Origin of the sequence: Nitrosospira multiformis, from assembly GCF_900103165.1 — a bacterium.
GTDB lineage: Bacteria > Pseudomonadota > Gammaproteobacteria > Burkholderiales > Nitrosomonadaceae > Nitrosospira > Nitrosospira multiformis_D.
On the sequence record NZ_FNKY01000001.1, the window covers coordinates 1,867,002 to 1,884,699 of the forward strand.

Genomic DNA, 17,698 nt, shown 5'->3' on the forward strand with positions numbered 1-17,698 from the left:
GGAGTGGAATATAAGCGCAGACACCTCACTGAGAATCCAAAATGGAAGATGGCGCACCTTGCCACGAATATATTTGCCTGGTTCCATATTTTTGCGGAAAGTCGCTCATAAATGCTTATGATATGAGCAGGATGTGCGTTACCGATCCTTTTCTCGATAGCCTGAGATCGACAGAGCGACAGGATCGGACCCATTTTCGGTGCCATATCAATCGCCTGGCTGGTTGTTTGGAATATTAGTAGTGATAACGCCCGATGTGGAAGACGTAGCGGGTAAAGTGGAAATATAGCGAAGTGCGGTGGCGCTGGGGAGAAAACAATAGGCTGCGCCGCGGCAGATAACGAAACTCGAAAGGCCGGTAAGTTCGAGGGGGCGCTTCTGACCCTCGATGGGGATCAGAAAAGTCGCGCCTGACAGTGAATTATCTCCGATGATCGGGTCTCGGGTATCACGCAGACCGGGTGCGAGGTTCCCCCTGTTGCCCCAGTCGGACATCAGGAATTCGAACTGATCCTTGAGACTTACGCCGATAAACAGGCCAAGAAGCCCCCGTTCGATACCATCGTCAGGGTTGGCGGGATCGTAGGACGGACCGTAGGGCAGGCCGCGGCGGATAATTCGGTGCTTGAGGCCGCTGTTTCCCGCCACCCTCGAATTGCGTGGATTCATGCGGCGAATATGCGACCCCAGCGGGCAACGGTAGCCGCGGCGATCATCGTACGCATCGGGCACGCTATCACTTGGCACATAGTCGAAGCTGTTGCGTTGCTCCAGAAGGATGCATTCGTCCGCGGAATCCGGTGAAAGAGAAAGTGGCACGCCATTACGCCAGCGGCCGCAGAGTTTGGCAGCTATCAATTCCCGATCAAGCCCTGTTTGGCGGGCCGCTTCTGTCAAAAAGCGCTCGAAGCCATGACAATCCTGCGCCAGAATGCGAAACGCTACGAAGCTGCCATTCCGGCCCAGTTCCGCAGGCGTCGGCACCGGATAGGTGAAGTCCGAATACTGGCTGGGGTATCCGAGCAGGAATTCTCCAGCCGGGGCTTTCGGCAGTACGTCCGGCATGAGTGGTGGAAGGCCGCCATCGATGGTGGGCTGGGCAAAGCCATCCCGGTAGCCGAAGTGCGCCGCATTTCCGGACAGGCTTCGGCCTTCGTGTACAGAGAGTTCGGCCATCGCATCATGACTGGAATAACCTGTGCGAAGCTGGCCGGTAATTTCTTCCAGAATGTCTTCTGTTTCGGCGAAGAGAAAGAGCAGGATATGCAGGTCGGCACTGGCGAGCTGGCCCTTCCAATGATCAGGGCTGCTTTCACCGGTATCGCTCACCCGATCGGCACGGGCGGGCGCCCCGGCCGCGAATTCTTCCGGGAACGAGGCAAGTGAGGAAGCGGGAAGCTCAAGCGCAGCCAGGCCCGTGTAGGTGAGTCCAACATTCAGACAGTATTGTGGTTTAACCGTCCAATCGGTGGCGGTAGCGAGCTGGGGTTCACTCTCGCCATTCACCAATTTGCCGAGAAACCGTCTGGCAGCCTCCACTTGCGTAATCTTCAAGGCGAATACGCGCAGAACCGGCATCGTGTACGTGCGAAGGATGAAACCCTGGATGTCTGCATGCGGCAAGTCACTCATGGGATTAATCCCGGATTCGGTCAAATCTCACCGAGGGCCGCCTGGATATCCAGCACTGTGGCTTGAGGATAGGCGCTGTAGAAGGGTTCAATGCTCCCCAGGTTGTTGGCCTTGATGTAGTCCCCGAAGGCGTCGCGATTTTGTTGAACAGGCAATGGCGGCGCGCCCTCCATGTGCTGGAGTAGCGCGTTGAAAACATCGCCGATCTCGTCGATGAATTCATTGAGGTAGTCTTCGAACGACCCGTCATATGTTGTGATGATGGCGAGCTTGGTATTATTTTCGAGAAATACAAAACGTGCGAAATGCACGATCCTGAGCTTATCGAGGGCAATCCAGATGGGATTTTTTTCCGGCGGAGCGGCTTGAATTTCGAGTATGCGCGCATTGAGCGCCTGGAAGTGCTCGGGTGAGCGGATGGTCATGATCAAGGTGAGCGGACTTTGAACCATTTTTCGGATAGGAGTGACGGTATCGGTCTGACGGGCAGAGTCAGTATCCCGGTGAAATAGTCCCATGGGATTTTTCTCCTGAAGAGGGAAAAATACTTCCTGATTGATTAATTCGTTTAAGCGATTATCGATCAAATTGCCGGGTTACGCCACGCTAATCCGGCCCATGTATAGTCACGGGATTTTTCAGGGAGCGTTTTGAGGGCACCTGGTCCAAGGAGTGCTCAGCGGGTGGCTCAAGAAGTGCCTCATCGAATGGCTCATCGCGCGATATGAATGGCTCGATTCTGTCATCGATGTTATCGGATACTGTGCCGTTATCCGTACTTGCATGCAAATGGTAGGCCTGGATCAGCAGCGAAATACCGATCCAGCCCGCAATCAGCACAAAAGGGACCGTCACCAGCAATGGTTCCAGCGACGCAAGCGCAGCCACGCTTAATAAAATGACGCCGCCGGACATCATGATTTTCGCCTCGGCCGCGCCGAGGACAAGCCGGCTGGTGAGGGCGGCTCCGACGGTATTGCTGACGCGGATGGCGCCTGCTGTCAGCTGGCTCGCGCTGCCGCCCCTGCGTCTCCCCAGGCCGCTGCTCAAGACTGGAGCGGGGGCGGTTGATTCAGTCATCGCCACCGGCCGGACACGGTTCTTTCTGCCGAGTACGATCTCCGTCGCGTTGTTCAGATCCCGTAAATACATTTGTTCCATTTCGTGCGCGAACCCCGGGTCTTCCACCGCTACGTCCAATTCCCAATTGCCGAGCCAGCTCGCGATGTTAAGATTGCTTGATCCTACGCGTGCCCATCGGCCATCGGCCACGGCTGTTTTGGCATGCAGCATCGATCCATTCCATTCGAATACACGCACACCGGCTTCCAGCAACGGACGGTAACCGGCACGCGAGATCGGCCGCAGGAATCTCAAATCGCCGTTCGACCCCGGAATCAGTAACCGGACATCCACGCCATCCATTGCCGCGCCTCTCAGCGCTTGCACATAGCTGGTAGTGCCGACGAAATAGGCATCGGTAAGCCAGAGTTTTTTTTGTGCCAGAACCGTGATCAATTGCTCGAGGCGGTATAATCCCGCCGTTGCCGTGATACTGGCCAGCACCCTTAAATCCACCATACCCGTCGCGGGAATCGAGTCCCGGTCCGGTAGTTCGTCCGCCGGCAATTCGGGTCCGGTTTCGGCCCAGGCGCGGAAAAATGCCTGTACCACATCGGCTACGACCGGGCCGCTGACTTCGACACCCGTGTCCCGCCAGGGCGGTACCTTACGTTCCGGATAGCCCACCCACATTTGACCCACACATAATCCGCTGATAAATGCGACGCGATGATCCACGCAAAGGGATTTCCGGTGGAGCCGGCTTACCCAGCCCAGCGGGCTATCCAGGCGTGGCGGGTTGAAGCATCGAACTTCCACTCCTCCATCGCTCAGGCGCCGCCAGAAGCCGCCGGATGCTTCCGGAAATGATCCCATCCAGTCGTAAAGTACTCTTACCCTGATACCTTCTCTCGCCTTGGCAATAAACGCGTCGGCAAACTGCCGGCCGATTTTATCGTCGTGGATAATATAGTTCTCGAAATAGATGGTTTTTTCGGCTGAGTTAATCGCATCAAGCCATGCAGGATAGTTTTCATCCCCATCCCTGAGAAGCCGGATGCTGTTTCCATGTACGAGCGGAGCCCCGGCCGCGCGCGAGAAGGCTTGCGCGGCCAGAATGCGGGTTGCGGACATCGCCTCGCGAGGATGTTCCTTAAGTTTTGTTTTAGCCATCTGTTATTGCTCCAGGCGTGTGTGATCCGCAGCACACGTGTTCCCGCTTTTCGAATGTCACAGGCACTTAGTCGATGACTTCCTCGCCGAATTTGGAGTCAACATAGCAGCGCATGGCGGCAATCAGGGGGGTTAATCCTTTTTGCCGATGCCTGCCGGATCTCATGTAAGCCGTGCAGTGCTCCGAACCCGGTTCCAGGCTATGATTGAGGTTTATTCCCTCCTTTTCTATGATCGGTCCGCCTTGAGACCAGTCAACCGAGGGCTCCCAGCGGACATGATCAATGAGGCAATGCGAATCGATTACGTGCACATCCGCTACATCGTTTGCCTTTGCCACCCAATAGTCGAGCAGTTCATCTTTAAGCTCGGATACTTTCATGGTTGCGCGCTCCGTATGGAAATTCTTGAAATTATTAAACGGGATTAATTTTTTCAGACAGGATTTGCTTTTCAATAGAATTACAATTGTCTCACTTCCAGCGCATTGCATTGCGCGACATTTCCGCTTTGAAGGCCACGCTTGAACCAGTCCACGCGCTGGTTACCTGTACCATGGGTAAAGCTTTCAGGCACTACGGTGCCTTGTGCCTTGCGTTGCAATGTGTCATCACCGATCTGTGCGGCGGCATTCAGTGCCTCTTCGATATCGCCTTGTTCCAGCCATCCCTTTGACTTCTGCGAATGATGTGCCCATACCCCCGCATAGCAGTCGGCCTGCAGTTCAACGCGAACCGACAATAAATTGGCCTGTTTTTCAGGCATGCGTCCGCGCATTTGGTTTACTTCTCCGGAAATGCCAAGAAGATTTTGAACGTGGTGCCCGACCTCATGCGCGATGACATAAGCCTGTGCAAAATCGCCGCCCGCTCCCAGCCGGTTCGCCAGCGTGTCAAAGAAATCAAGGTCGATATAGATTCTCTGATCCTCCGGACAATAGAACGGGCCCATCGCTGCGCTTCCCCGCCCGCAGGAAGTCATTACGGCTCCACGAAACAGCACAAGCTTGGGTGCGCGATAGGTGCCGTTACTCTGTCGCATCACGCTTGTCCAGACGTCTTCGGTATCCGCCAGCACGGTTGAAACAAAGGCCGCGGGCGTGTCGCCGGGTGGAGGCGCGGGCGCGGGGCCCTGTTCCTGGATCATGCCGCTTCCACCAGACATGACGCTCAGCATAGTGAGCGGATCAATGCCGAATATCCATCCCCCCAGCAATGCCACAACAATGGTGCCGATTCCAATGCGACGCCCACCCATGCCGAAACCCCCCATACCGGAGCCTCGGCGATCCTCGACATTGTCACTTTGACGGTGGCCTTCCCATTTCATATTTGATTCCTTAGATAATGTATGGGCAACTGACAGGATACATGGACGGAGCTTCAAAAATTCAAGATTATACGAAAACTCATTCGCCACCCATTCGAGCCAAGTGCGCGAACAAAAATATTGACGCAACATGTACCAGTATGTAAAGCGCTATTTTTGAGCGCAATGAATTATCAAATTATCGTGATGAAACAAGATGAGGTGATCAGCGGCGGCGGCTCCAGAATTCAGATCTTCATGCCTTGAATAAATCTACCGGTTTGCCAGCAGAGCACGGGCGATTTCCATTGAGAACATGTTCAGAGCCTTCGAAAAGATTGCCCTGGATTTGCCTACGGGATTCGTCTTCAGGATTTACCATGCGCGATTATACGAATATACTTATTCGTCTCGAGCGTGATATCGGCGCATCAATATATCCGTGATCGGAGTACAACTTTGCTAAATTTTTCAGGAGTCATAATGAAAACAGGGAAACTAATTCGCATGGGAATGCTCTTGCTCGTGATCCCGATGCTATCGGGCTGCTGGCTGCTCGCGGCGGGTGGGGCGGGCGCATATGGCGGATACAAAATGAAAGAGAAGGGCTATGAGGTGCAGAGTCCCGTCAAGAAGGAGGGTACCGATAGTAGTACGGAAAAGAAGGATTAGCCCGGATATTTTCACCGGATCCCAGGATGATGGCATGGTGGTCTGCGAGCTGATGCGCGCATCCTGCGTCAAGCCGTCAACAGGGCGTGCTGGCGCGAAACAGGGTCGCAAAGATGCCCACATCACTTCTGGGGATCACGCGGGTATTGCGAAAAGCACGACCATGGCGGCGTGATAACCACGTAACCAGGAAGGCGCGATCAGGATTTGTTTTTTACCTGCTGCTCCCATGCCGCAACCCATGCTTCAAACTCATCCGCCTCCATGGGGCGAGCATACAGATAGCCCTGGCCCTCCTTACATAGGACGCTCTGCAGAAATTCCGCCTGCGCTTCAGTCTCTACACCTTCGGCGATGATACGTAAGCCGAGACTGAGTCCCATCGCCACAATGGCGGTTGCGATGGCTGCAGCATCGATATTGCCTGGCAGGTCGCGCACGAAAGACTGGTCGATCTTAAGGCGGTCAACCGTAAATTGCTGCAAATATGAGAGACTTGAGTAGCCGGTGCCGAAATCGTCGATTGCCACCTTTACCCCCAAGGCATCCAGTTCCTGCAACTTTTGCTCCGTTGAGTCGATTCCCTGCATTACCACGCTTTCAGTGAGCTCAAGTTCCAGGCAGTCCGGGGATATGCCAGATAAATTAATCGCGCGCTCCACAACCCTCACGAAGTCGTTTTGGCGAAACTGGATCGCCGAAACATTCACTGAGACGCTTGCATCAAGGAGACCACGGTCACGCCACTGCTGCGCCTGCCGGCAAGCTTCAACCAGTATCCATTCGCCGATCACGAGGATCAGTCCGCTGTCTTCCGCGATAGGAATAAAGCGCGCCGGTGCGATTAATCCCTGCGTCGGGTGCCGCCAGCGCATTAGCACCTCCGCACCGATGATGCGGTTGGTTGCAAGTTCGATCTGCGGCTGATACACCATAAAGATTTCGCCGCGCTGGGCGGCTCCGCGCAGATCGTGCTCAAGACTGAGCCGTTCGATTGCCCGCACTGTCATATCCTCGGAATAGAACTGGTACCGGTTCCGGCCTCCTTCCTTGGCGCTATACATCGAGGCGTCGGCATTACGCAGCAGGACATTGGGCTGCGTCCCGTTATCCGGATAGATGCAGATCCCGACACTCGCGGTTACCTGCAGTTCATGTCCCTCGACTCCATATGGCTGCGATAGTCCTGTGATAAGCTTATCGGCGACACGCGCGGCATCCTCCGTCGTCCCGATTTGGCTCAAGAGAACAACGAACTCGTCGCCGCCCACGCGGCTTACAGTGTCAACGCTGCGCACTGACATTTGCATACGTTGCGCGGCCGCCTTCAACAATTGGTCACCAATATCATGTCCCAGCGAATCATTGATCGGCTTGAATCGATCAAGGTCGACGAACAATACAGCGAGACGAGTAGATTGCCGTTCGGCGTACTTAATCGCGACCCGCATGCGGTCTGCGAGTAGTGCGCGGTTGGGAAGTCCGGTGAGCGAATCGTAGTGAGCGAGATTCAGGATACGCTGTTCCGACGCCTTGCGTTCGGTAATATCGCGCGCAAGGACAATGAAACGTGGGTCGTGACCGGAATCAACATGCTTGCGGGAAACTGAAAGCTCAAACCACAGCTTGCCTTGGGCAAATTCCAATTCCAGTTGTTTGCCGGACGACAGGCCTTTTTCCTGGGCTTCCAGCAATGCCGATGCAATAATATCCACTGCGGCGGAGGGAAGGATGTCAGAAATTTTTTTCCCGAGCAGATCTTCAACAGGTGCAGTCGGCAAATCGGTGCGTGCGGAATGATAGTCGTGGCAGCGTCCATTCAGATCGAGCTCGAACAGCAGGTCGGGGATTGCGTCCAGCGTGGCTTTAAGCTGGCTTTGTGCCGCCAGGGCTTCAGTCTTCCGATGCTCCTGTTCGGTGATGTCACGGATCATGGCAACGAAGTAATTCACCTTGCCATCATTCGTGCGCACGCATTTGACACTAATATTCGCAATGACAATCGAGCCATCCTTTCGGATGTAGCGCTTGTTCATCGTATAACCTTCCGATTCCCCGCGTATGACTTTTTCGAATTCAACGATGTCTTTTTCGATATCGTCGGGGTGCGTCATCTCTACCCAGTTCTTGACGGCAAGTTCTTCGCGCGAATATCCGAGAATCTCGCATAACCGGTCGTTGAACCGCAGCCACCGCTTGCTATCGGGGGAGGTAATTGCCATACCAATGAATGGCAATTCATAAAAATACTTGAGCAGCTTGTCCTGTTCCGCGGTATGGACAAGCAGCGCCAATTGGTGAGCGCGCCGCTGCTGACGCCATAGTAGCCATACCGCCCCACTTACCGCGGCGATGGCTAGTAAAATGGCCATACTGACCCAGAATACCAGGGTCCAAAGATGCGCCAATACTTCGCTGCGGTCAATTTTGGATAGCAGGTGCCAGCCGGTGCCTGTCATAGGCCGGAACGCGGCCAAGACGAGTTCCCCGCGATAGTCGATTCCGGAAGATGTGCCGGCGTGTTGCTCGCGTGCGGCAGCCGCGGCCGGTACGTCTTTGCTGGCAATAACTGACTGGCGGTCCCGATCGGCGGCCTGCTGGGCAGGATTTTTCAGGTGGCGCCAGCTATTAAGATAGGCAATCGTTTCACCTTGCTGACGTACCAGCAGGGTTTCCGCGCTGAGGCTATTAACTGGCCATTTTCCGACAAGCGGTAGCAGAAATCGCCCGAGATTCGCGCGCAAAACCACGACAGCGATAGCCTGTTGGCTAATTGCCTGGGGAACCAGAGGCACTATGATATCCAGCCGGGCTATTCCGCGTTCATCCAGGAACAGGTCGCTGCTCTGTATCCGTTTGGTCTCCAACGCTGCCGGCAGCAATGCTTTGGTAACGGCCGGCAGCTCATATTTTTCTCCGGGTGTCAGCAAGAGTTGACCTTCCGTGTCCAGCAGCAGTACTGACTCGTAACTATAAGCTTTTTGAACAGCCTCCAATCGGTTGCGGATGAGCTGGTGCAGGTGTGCATCTATTTTCTTCTGCGTATTCGCAACCCGCTCGATGAGTGCCTGACTCACCGCTATTGCTTCCGCATCACGGTGCCGCTCCGTCAACCAAAGTTCGACCTGCTCCGCCTTGAGGTCAACGATCGTTTGTAGATCAGCGTAGGCTTTGCGTTCCATCTCCGGACCATATACCTTGATGATGCCGATGCTTACCAAGGGGGCCACGCTCGCCAGAGCAGCAAAAATGAACAGCAATCGATTCGACCAAAAGTAATCCGAATCAGAACTTGCTTCTAGACTAGCAGCGTCTGTACGTTCCCGTCCCAGCTTGAGCAGGAGATAAAACAGGCCGCTGCTCATCACGACAAGCATCAGTTCTCTCGCTACGTAGGCGCGACCCCGCAGAACCGGATCGTCAACGGTAAGCGAAATCAAATAACCTGCGACCCCCAGCCAAAGTATGGAAAGGGCGGCATAGAGCAAAATGATCACCCATGGAGGACGACGCATTATTTAACGGCTGTGGAATGAGAAAGTATCATTGGGTTTCAGAATGAAGCTTGGTAAATTCCGATGATAAGAATTTTTTGGGTGTTGAACGATTTATATTCGAATTTGATTATTTATCTGCTCAAGCCGGCGAAACTCAGTACAGGGCCAGCCGAAAACGATGTTTGAATTATATGCGGCTGCATTTTATACTTTATAGCCTCTTGTGGAGGATGGCGATGAAGAACAGAATATCCTGATCCGGGAGTTGTAACGAACCCACTCAAAAATTGAAGATCAAGTGGTAAAAAAATATCGTTATGAATCATAGCGCCAAACTGATAAATGAACGGTCAGCCGCCGAACTTGGGATTATTGTAGCCAGCCGGATTATTGTCCTTGCATGTATTCTGCACATTTCGCCCGCCGGGGCATTTGTTGTGGATTCTTGCCGAAAAATTCTCGCGGAGGGATTTTACAATGACTACGCCAGGAGTAACGCTCGATTTAGAGATCAAGCGATGTACGCGGAGCTGTGTTCATCAAAGTTTCAGCAAGCCCGGCAAGCGGTAAACCGCGTACAGCAATCCGGTACCGATGACTCGGTTGGTTTTTCTTATGGACTTTTTAGCCAAAGTGAAAGCGGCGCACATTCAGGCAGGCATTCCTCCGATAGTTCATTGAACGAAGATCGATTCAATCAATGGAAGAGCGCGTACTGTTCGAAGAATTCGTTGGCGGACTCATCCAGGGCGGCTGAGTTTTTGATGCAGAAGGCTGTTTCCCAGTCTGTGGCAAATGCATGGTCCGCATGCATGCGAAAGCGTGAAGGCCTTACATGCTGGGCCACGCCACAGAATAAAGAGATTATGCTGAATGTCAATTGGATAAGCACTGATTCTTTACAACCCCACGTGCAGCATTCCTTCCTGACAAGAGGTGCGGTTTCGAAGTTCGAGGGTGCTGATACCCACAGAATTTTACCGGTTGGCTACAAATTAAACACGGAGACATTGCGGATTCCTATCGCCAGAGAGGCGGATAACGCGGTCGTTGCCACGATCCGGGCGATCCACGAAGGGGTGGAACATAGCTGTAACGTCTTTATCCCGGGTGAGCGCGACTTTGCGCTGACAACGCCTTTCGTGGCAAGGTAGATTGACTAGGGTTTGGCCGTAATAACCGGAGTTAAGGGGCTTGAGTATTGCAGAGTTTGTTTTTCCTCGCAGCACCCGAAGCCGGGGTGCGGCGGTCAGTCCCGTGCATCATAGGGGGGCAGGGTTGTCAGGCGAGAGTCTTCAATTGGGCCGCCCACAGTGAAGTGATACAAGCTCTGCCAGGAGTGGTTTTTGATTCCAAGCAGCGCGTGCATTTCATCGTCGAAAAAACAGCCAATACCGGTAGCGCGTATGCCGGCCGCTTCGGCTTCGAGATATAGCACCTGACCGAGTATCCCGCACTCCCAGAAAAAGTGACGGTAGCGCCATGGTTCATTTGCGGCGATTGAGACCGGTGCCAGCATTCCCAGCGCAAAGCAGGAGTCGGCGGCAATGTTCTGGTGACAGCAGATCAACTTTGCGATGTCGCGCAGATCATGGGCGAGCAGCAGATATAATGGCAGATGGTCCGGGCCGGTCTTCTGCCACAGCCAGTCGGCACGCATGGCTCGCTTCATGTCCTGCAGGATCGCCGGATCTCGCAGGAATATATATAGTCCCGGTTTGAGGCCAGTCACCCGATGTATCAAAAAGACAGGATGCACCCTGACCTGGAATGAGGCCAGCGAATTCCATGGTGGTGTGGAGTGGCTTGCCATCAGAGACTTCAGCATACTAAAGAAAACCGGCGCCGGAATGTGCGTAGTGCTGTCGAAGGATGTCGCGCTACGGCGCTGCCGCGCAATCCGGGAGAAACTCAGGTCAGCGGCAGGATCGGCTTTGCAGGCAGGGTAGGGCTGGGCAGGTCCATGCGACTCATGTCCATGGGGAGTATGAGGCTTATGTGTTACATGATGAATCGAATCGATATCCGGCCATGGCACATGGGCTGTGCTCAAAAGATTTGCGCGTCCATACCATTCGGCATGATCCTGGCTTTTCGGCAGGGCTTGCAGTAGACGTCCCAGATCAGGCGGCTTATCGGCATCACCGACCCAGAGCAGAACATCGGCTGCTTCCTGTTCAGCAGATGCGGCGGCAGACCTGATATCCTTGTGGTGGTGCAGTCCCAGCAAAGTGGCTATCTCATCGTCCGCCGCTGAAAAAACCAGCCGGGTTTGCCATCCAAGGGCCGCCGCTGCGTAGCTCACCGCGGCAATGGCATGACCGCAGTCATGCTGGCAGTACCGCCAGGCACGCATGCCATATTTCCATGCTTCACGCCAGTGAATTGAGGTCAGGCCAATCAGGATGCCACGACCCGTAAACACCTCACCCCATCGCGGATCAGTGACCACGGTACGTTGTTCAAGCATGTGATCGCGGCTCAAATAGTGATAGACACCTGCCGGCAAACCTACCAGGGACGGGCATAGCATATAGCCTTCCGTAGGATGCAGGTTTCCGCTCGAGGGGTTGCAACGCAGCGCCCATCTGTTGCCGTCCTGCAGCTTCCATGCCGAGAGACCTAGCGAGAGTTCGAAAAGAATTGCAAGGTTGTTGACATTAAAATCGCTTGGCGGGGGTAGTTGACCGCGGCGTATGTCGTTGTATCGTGTGCCGAGGGTATCCGCCGCCAAAGGAAGCTTAACCCGCGGCGCATCGCGGAATTCCCGGAATGGATTTGGCTGATTTACCCAATCGAGCGCGCCGGGGCCGGGCGCGTATCGATAGAGATGGTGCTTGCTGCATTCGTGGTATTCAAGCAATGCCTGCCATCGCTGGGTATCTAGGCCGATCTCTGGGTTGGTCATGGATGCCTGATTTTTATCAAATGCAAACCGCCATATCAAGTTTCTTTCGTATGAGACCACATTAGTAGAGAATAAGCTATTTGCCAGCGTGCTAACGATATCTCGGGATAGGGTAGCCTACGGTTTACTTACTGATTAACTCACTCATTATTATCTGATCATGTCCGGGAGTAGCCAGAACATTGATGTCGTTGTCGCGGGAGGCGGGCCGGCGGGTGGAATATGTGCGCTTACGCTTGCGCACGGCGGCGCGCGTGTAAGCCTGGTGCATTGGGATGGCTACAGCACAGGCGGTATCGAGCTCGTGTCCGGTCGTGCACGTCGTATGATTGAACGGTATTGCCCTGGTTTTTTCCGGCAGGATATCTTCGGAGCAGGGGGTGTGGAAGTCCATGAAACAATATCGCTGTGGGGCACGCCCGACCCGGTTACATTGAGCGCGATGTTTAATCCATGGGGCCCCGGTGTCGCGGTGGAGCGTACGCTTTTCGACCAGGCGTTGCGCGATCTGGCGGAGGCGGCGGGCGTGTCAGTAATTGGCGCCACCAAAGTCGCTGATATTGAACGCGGCAATGACCAATGGCAGCTCTCGCTACGCTCGGGGGAAGCTGAATGCGATCCAGTATGTGCCCGTTTTCTGGTTCTTGCGACAGGCCGCGCGGCGGCGCGCTTTTTCGATCCGCCACCGCTGAGTGAATCATCACAGATTGCGCTGATGGCGCCATTAAGTCCGCTCTCCGGCGTGCCAGATCATGCACTCTACATCGAGGCCAGGGATAACGGCTGGTGGTATGCGTTGCCCACCGGGGATGGCGGTCATTTTGCCGGCTTTTGCACCAGTCGTGATGAGATCAAACGGCGGCGAGTATCCTTGCGGGAATTTTTTTTTGGGGAGCTTCGCCGCACGCGGCTGCTTGCTCCCCTGCTCGGCGGTCCGGACGCCCAGCTTAACCCGCGCATAACCGGACGCATGGCTGGCGCGCGTGCATTCAGCAAGGCGGCCGGGAATGGCTGGATTGCTGTCGGCGACGCGGCTTATGCGCCTGATCCCCTTAGCGGCATGGGAATCGAGCTGGCGATCGAATCTGCGCAACTGGGTGCGCATGCGCTGCTGGAGGCAATGCGGGAGACGGGAAAAGAGGCAGCGAAGCACGAGGTATTTGCGGAGTATGAAGATGCGATACGTGAGCGCGCCAGTCAACACGGTAAAGCGGCAGCTCGCCACTATGGGAGCCTTTAACTTAAATCCGGTAGTTGGACAGGGTGGAGTGTGCGGTTTTTACGCTACCCGCCTTTTTAGCCGATTTTTACCGCCAGCATGGAAATTGAACCTCCGTCGAATCCTTCCACCGGAAAACTTGTTTCTTCCCCTTTTTGCCGCTGCGCTAGAACGTAGAGCAGCGGCAAATAATGATCCGGCGTGGGAACGGACAGTTTTGCATCCTCCCCCAGCTTGTCATATTCGATAAGCGACTGGAAATCATCCGAGTCACCTGAGCTTAACGCCTTCCGTACTACATTTTCGAATCGAAGCGCCCAATCGTACGGTTCAACCTTGTGATTTCCCCATGAATAAGCGTGGAGATTGTGCACGATATTTCCGCTGCCCAGAATAAGTACTCCCGCCTCGCGCAATGGTGCCAGGCGCCGGGCGATATCGTAATGCCAGATTGCTTCCTGGGTTTCATCGATACTCAGTTGAACGACTGGAATGTCGGCATTGGGGAAAATGTGCATGAGGACGGACCAGGTTCCATGATCCAGACCCCAGCCAGTATCCATCGTGGCCACGGCCGGCATGAGCAGGTCGGCCACTTCCGCGGCAAGCAGAGGGGAGCCTGGCGCGGGATACTGAGCCCGGTGAAGTTCTGGAGGAAATCCACCAAAGTCATGGATGGTCCGTGGTTTTGCCATTGCCGTGATGGCTGTTTGTCGCACATACCAGTGTGCCGAGATGCAAAGGATCGCTTTGGGTCTGGGAAGCGAGGCACCCAAAACCGACCATGCCGCGGTATAGGCGTTGTTGGACAGCGCATTCATGGGATTGCCATGCCCCACGAAAATTGCGGGCATAATGGCGGATAGGGACGGATAGCGGCTCATTAGCCTTCCAAGATTATGATATTAGGGCCTGTTAACACTTATTTCGCACCCGCGACGGTGACGGATTTCATCCAGCACGAGGCATGAGCCGTGCGGCGGAGCAGGCCTCCGTAAGCGGCGAGTAACGAAGGGCTGGATGAAATCCGTCCCGTCCCTTCGGGTTGCGCACAAAAAACGCGGATGCCGCGTTGCAAAGCTTGACCATAGGCCCACTATGGTCTGCGCTTCGCGCCTTGCCTCCGCGTTTTTTGTGTAGCAACGCGGGTGCGAAATAAGTGTTAACAGACCCTAATGACCCTGAATTCGGTAGTTGGATGAGGTGAAGTGCGCGGTTTTTGAGGGTACAGGGTACGGCGTTGCGAACAACGCGGGCATGCGCCGCAAAAAGCAGATATCCGCCGCTAGTGAGCTCACTCAAAAGGTAAGAGTCGCATGGCACACACATTCTCTACCATTCATAGTGCTAGACCGACAAATGAGCGGTCAACAGCAGGGCTTACAATGGATTAAGGAATTATAAACAGCCTTCTGATAGAAGCATAACGATTGTCATACGATGATGCAAGATTCGTGCAAGGTGCAGTCAGGCGATTTTCTTCAACAATATCACCGAGTCGTTTTTTTTCTTTCCTGTAATTTCTTCAATATTCGTTCCGGATTTCCGGCCATTTGCTTGATAATGGCTAAGCATTTTCTGCCTGAAAGCCGCTGACCTGCAGTCGAACGGGACCACAGTGACGCAAGGTGTTTCTTGATCGGGATTTACTTTCATTCTCTTGATCCTTAATTAAGCGCAAACGAGCAGAAAAGGGTAATTATGGTGCGCGATTCCGTAGCGGTTTCACCAGAGAAGAGTTGGCGGATTGGCGGATATAAACTATTCGAACGCAAAAAATCTCCTGGTACTGTGCGCACGAGGCGGTTGATGGTGGCTTTTCGGAAGGTGGTCAAATAACGCTCCAGAGGACCTATTCAGAAATGTATTCGCCTACCTTAAGTATTCACCTACCTTAAGGGGCGGGGTCTTACGGCGGCTACCTTAAAGCAAAACCTTTACAGGAATATGAAAAATCGGTTTATTTTCAAATCGTATGTACATTGTCGCTGGATCTGCCGTTATTGTTTGTGTGGCACCGCACAGAAGTTTTTCTTGGTGTGGCATTTCATTGCCGTGATCCACTCAAGCTGTAAAGCGTGATTACGAAGCTGGGGTTTCCCGCCGGACGTAGTGGACAAAGAGTCCTGAAGTTATGCATTGTATAAAAATATAGAACCTCCATGCCAGGCCACCTGTTGCGAATAGATTGGCTTATCATTATCGATGATTGAGTTATCGAATTATTCCTGGATATCAGGTACGTATGTTTGAACGGGCTATGAAAAACAGAGGCGATACGCACACACCTCAGGGTTTCTATTCGTTTGCAAGCACGAATGGAAAGCCCTGGTATCGATCGCGCAGATTCGGCATTTTCAGTGTTGTCTTTTTAATCAGTGCTACTATCGGCCTGGTTTATGACTATAGCCGTCCCGCCATTTACCGCAGCAGCGCGACGCTGCTAACCTCGGCTATGACCGCAATTGACCGGGAAAGCGGCGATCCGGATATTCAGCATGTTGCTATTCAAAGGCAAGTCTTACTGGGGCATGAACTGATCGCGGAAACCTTGTCGCGGCTTAAAGCAGCCAATAAATCTCTGCTTCGCCTCACGACATCCGATATACAGACTCTACTTCATGTCGAACCCGTCTCCGAAACCAATCTCGTTGAAATACAGGCGGAAGATTCCGATTCAAAATTCTTGCCGATCCTCATCAACACGTGGATAGATGTATATCTTGATGCACGAAATGAGGAAGTCAAACGACTGACAAGCGATACGACACGTATTCTTGAAGACGAATTGAAGGGCCTGTCTGATAAAGTTGATTTTGCCCGGACGGAACTGGAGGCTTTCAGAACTACTCATGATATTTCCTCGACCGGACGGGAGGAAAATGAAGCATTGGCTCGCCTTAAAGGCCTGACCGACTCGCTCAACAAGGCCAGCGAAGAGGAAGTCAAGGCCAGGGCAAATGTGGACGCTATAAAATCGGCCATTTCCCGGGGGAAGACTGTCGTCCCGAATGAGGAGAAGGGCAGTGTGACCGAGCTCCAATTGCGCTTGCAAAATTTACGCGAGAAGTTGGCGGATCTGGATAAGAGATATACCCGTGAGTATATCAATCTGCATCCCGAATTTAAATTTATTCCGGAGCAAATCAAGCAACTGGAAACGACAATCAAAAGTAAGCACCAGGAAGGCAGAGACGTGGTTCTGGCCGATGCGGAAGTGGTTTATGCCGCCGCGCAACAGACTGCACGGGAAATTCGAAGTCAACTGAATGAACACAAGCATCAGGCATCGGCTTTCACCACGAAATTCGCAAAGCATGATGCATTGAAAACCGATCTGGAAAGTCTGGAAAAGCTTCACCGTGAAACACAGGAGCGACTGGTGCAGGTCAAAACCGGACAAAAAGAAAAATACCCGCAGGTAACTGTGATTAGCCGGGCATACGAATCCAGAAATCCGGTGAGGCCGGACTATGGCCGAGATGCCCTGATAGCGATAGCGGGTTCTTTTTTACTGGGTCTTTTTAGTGTCTGGGTTTTTGAGTATTTAACGCAGAAGAAGGAAGAACAACCATCGCCGATAGCGGTTTTTGGAATACATAGCTATTCTCCCCCTAGCCGGGAATTGGCTAATTACCCCCAGACCGAGTCTATCCCATTAGATCATAAAGCAAACAACGCCCTGATGAGTCCTTCATCCAGGGAACTTTCCAGTCATCAGCTCAGAGTTTTGCTCAATGCTTCAAATCTGAAGGCAAAGCAACTGATCAGTCTTTTACTCAGCGGGCTGAGCGTTGATGAAGCCGCTGCTTTGCAACCCGGTCAGATCGATCTGCAGGCGGCAACTATCTCGGTTATCGGGAAGACGCCGAGAGTCATTCCCCTATGTGGGGCGCTTAAATCATTATTTGAGCAATCGGACGGTCAACCTGCGTGGAATTGGGATGATCCGGGATTGCGTATCGATCTCTCTGCCGCTTTGGTTTGCGCGGCGGTGGATTCGGGCCTGCCCGATCCCCAGGGAATTACCGCCGAAGCCATCCGGCATAGCTATATCACTTATCTTGTCCGGCAGGGGTTGCGGCTGTCGGATCTTGAACAAATCACCGGTTACCTGGAGCCCTCTGTCATTTTAGGCTATAGCGCCTATTCACCGCCACAACAAGGCCGTCATATCTACGAAATAGAACTCTTTCACCCCGCATTGATTACGAGTACTTAACAATG

The 17,698-nt window shown here is 53.5% G+C and carries 13 protein-coding genes; 4 read left to right on the plus strand and 9 right to left on the minus strand.

The genetic code is table 11. The annotated features are described in order from the left end of the window. Nucleotides 1-207: 207 nt before the first annotated feature. From BLR00_RS08280 to ypfJ, 5 genes are all read right to left on the minus strand, one after another. Nucleotides 208-1,632: a Dyp-type peroxidase gene (locus BLR00_RS08280; RefSeq protein WP_081346680.1), complete on the minus strand. Its 1,425-nt coding sequence runs from the start codon at nt 1,630-1,632 to the stop codon at nt 208-210. A gap of 20 nt (nt 1,633-1,652) precedes the next feature. Next, nucleotides 1,653-2,150, minus strand: a complete 498-nt coding sequence (locus tag BLR00_RS08285) for a hypothetical protein (RefSeq protein WP_139149195.1) — start codon at nt 2,148-2,150, stop codon at nt 1,653-1,655. Between the two features lie 88 nt (nt 2,151-2,238). Continuing rightward, complete coding sequence (locus BLR00_RS08290; protein ID WP_081346681.1) at nt 2,239-3,867, minus strand: phospholipase D-like domain-containing protein; 1,629 nt, start codon at nt 3,865-3,867, stop codon at nt 2,239-2,241. Between the two features lie 67 nt (nt 3,868-3,934). Further along, nucleotides 3,935-4,249 carry a phage protein NinX family protein gene (locus BLR00_RS08295; RefSeq protein WP_074634213.1) on the minus strand — a complete coding sequence of 105 codons (315 nt, stop codon included), beginning with the start codon at nt 4,247-4,249 and terminating at the stop codon, nt 3,935-3,937. Between the two features lie 80 nt (nt 4,250-4,329). Continuing rightward, entirely contained in the window at nt 4,330-5,196 is an 867-nt protein-coding gene (ypfJ, locus tag BLR00_RS08300; protein WP_074631924.1) for a KPN_02809 family neutral zinc metallopeptidase, read from the minus strand. Between the two features lie 462 nt (nt 5,197-5,658). Here ypfJ and BLR00_RS08305 point away from each other — a divergent pair, with 462 nt between their 5' ends. Beyond that, nucleotides 5,659-5,847, plus strand: a complete 189-nt coding sequence (locus BLR00_RS08305) for a hypothetical protein (RefSeq protein WP_074631925.1) — start codon at nt 5,659-5,661, stop codon at nt 5,845-5,847. A gap of 200 nt (nt 5,848-6,047) precedes the next feature. Here BLR00_RS08305 and BLR00_RS08310 read toward each other — a convergent pair whose 3' ends face one another. Beyond that, a complete protein-coding gene (locus BLR00_RS08310) occupies nt 6,048-9,362 on the minus strand; it encodes an EAL domain-containing protein (protein ID WP_074631926.1) in 3,315 nt (1,104 codons plus the stop codon). A gap of 893 nt (nt 9,363-10,255) precedes the next feature. On the opposite strand from BLR00_RS08310, the gene BLR00_RS16260 reads away from it, so the two are divergent. Then, the gene (locus BLR00_RS16260) at nt 10,256-10,498 is read left to right on the plus strand and encodes a hypothetical protein (protein WP_143007628.1); all 243 of its coding nucleotides are present in this window, start codon (nt 10,256-10,258) and stop codon (nt 10,496-10,498) included. Between the two features lie 95 nt (nt 10,499-10,593). Here BLR00_RS16260 and BLR00_RS08320 read toward each other — a convergent pair whose 3' ends face one another. Next, nucleotides 10,594-12,252, minus strand: a complete 1,659-nt coding sequence (locus BLR00_RS08320; protein ID WP_074634214.1) for a nitroreductase family protein — start codon at nt 12,250-12,252, stop codon at nt 10,594-10,596. Nucleotides 12,253-12,412: 160 nt separating this feature from the next. Between BLR00_RS08320 and BLR00_RS08325 the strand changes: the two genes are divergently transcribed. After that, nucleotides 12,413-13,492 carry an NAD(P)/FAD-dependent oxidoreductase gene (locus BLR00_RS08325; RefSeq protein WP_074631928.1) on the plus strand — a complete coding sequence of 360 codons (1,080 nt, stop codon included), beginning with the start codon at nt 12,413-12,415 and terminating at the stop codon, nt 13,490-13,492. A gap of 56 nt (nt 13,493-13,548) precedes the next feature. Here BLR00_RS08325 and ygiD read toward each other — a convergent pair whose 3' ends face one another. Beyond that, entirely contained in the window at nt 13,549-14,355 is an 807-nt protein-coding gene (gene ygiD, locus BLR00_RS08330; RefSeq protein ID WP_074631929.1) for a 4,5-DOPA-extradiol-dioxygenase, read from the minus strand. A 583-nt stretch (nt 14,356-14,938) separates the two neighbouring features. Continuing rightward, a complete protein-coding gene (locus BLR00_RS08340; protein ID WP_074631931.1) occupies nt 14,939-15,127 on the minus strand; it encodes a hypothetical protein in 189 nt (62 codons plus the stop codon). Between the two features lie 604 nt (nt 15,128-15,731). Here BLR00_RS08340 and BLR00_RS08345 point away from each other — a divergent pair. Then, on the plus strand, nt 15,732-17,693 hold the full coding sequence (locus tag BLR00_RS08345) for a GumC family protein (RefSeq protein ID WP_074634215.1): 1,962 nt from the start codon (nt 15,732-15,734) through the stop codon (nt 17,691-17,693). Nucleotides 17,694-17,698 lie beyond the last annotated feature (5 nt).

Excerpts from the sequence above, each read along its gene's own strand:
- ypfJ (WP_074631924.1), bottom strand. The coding sequence starts at position 5,196 with ATGAAATGGGAAGGCCACCGTCAAAGTGACAATGTCGAGGATCGCCGA.
- BLR00_RS08295 (WP_074634213.1), bottom strand. The coding sequence starts at position 4,249 with ATGAAAGTATCCGAGCTTAAAGATGAACTGCTCGACTATTGGGTGGCA.
- ygiD (WP_074631929.1), bottom strand. The coding sequence starts at position 14,355 with ATGAGCCGCTATCCGTCCCTATCCGCCATTATGCCCGCAATTTTCGTG.
- BLR00_RS08290 (WP_081346681.1), bottom strand. The coding sequence starts at position 3,867 with ATGGCTAAAACAAAACTTAAGGAACATCCTCGCGAGGCGATGTCCGCA.
- BLR00_RS08345 (WP_074634215.1), top strand. The coding sequence starts at position 15,732 with ATGAAAAACAGAGGCGATACGCACACACCTCAGGGTTTCTATTCGTTT.
- BLR00_RS08340 (WP_074631931.1), bottom strand. The coding sequence starts at position 15,127 with ATGAAAGTAAATCCCGATCAAGAAACACCTTGCGTCACTGTGGTCCCG.
- BLR00_RS08285 (WP_139149195.1), bottom strand. The coding sequence starts at position 2,150 with ATGGGACTATTTCACCGGGATACTGACTCTGCCCGTCAGACCGATACC.
- BLR00_RS08305 (WP_074631925.1), top strand. The coding sequence starts at position 5,659 with ATGAAAACAGGGAAACTAATTCGCATGGGAATGCTCTTGCTCGTGATC.
- BLR00_RS08325 (WP_074631928.1), top strand. The coding sequence starts at position 12,413 with ATGTCCGGGAGTAGCCAGAACATTGATGTCGTTGTCGCGGGAGGCGGG.
- BLR00_RS08310 (WP_074631926.1), bottom strand. The coding sequence starts at position 9,362 with ATGCGTCGTCCTCCATGGGTGATCATTTTGCTCTATGCCGCCCTTTCC.
- BLR00_RS08280 (WP_081346680.1), bottom strand. The coding sequence starts at position 1,632 with ATGAGTGACTTGCCGCATGCAGACATCCAGGGTTTCATCCTTCGCACG.
- BLR00_RS08320 (WP_074634214.1), bottom strand. The coding sequence starts at position 12,252 with ATGACCAACCCAGAGATCGGCCTAGATACCCAGCGATGGCAGGCATTG.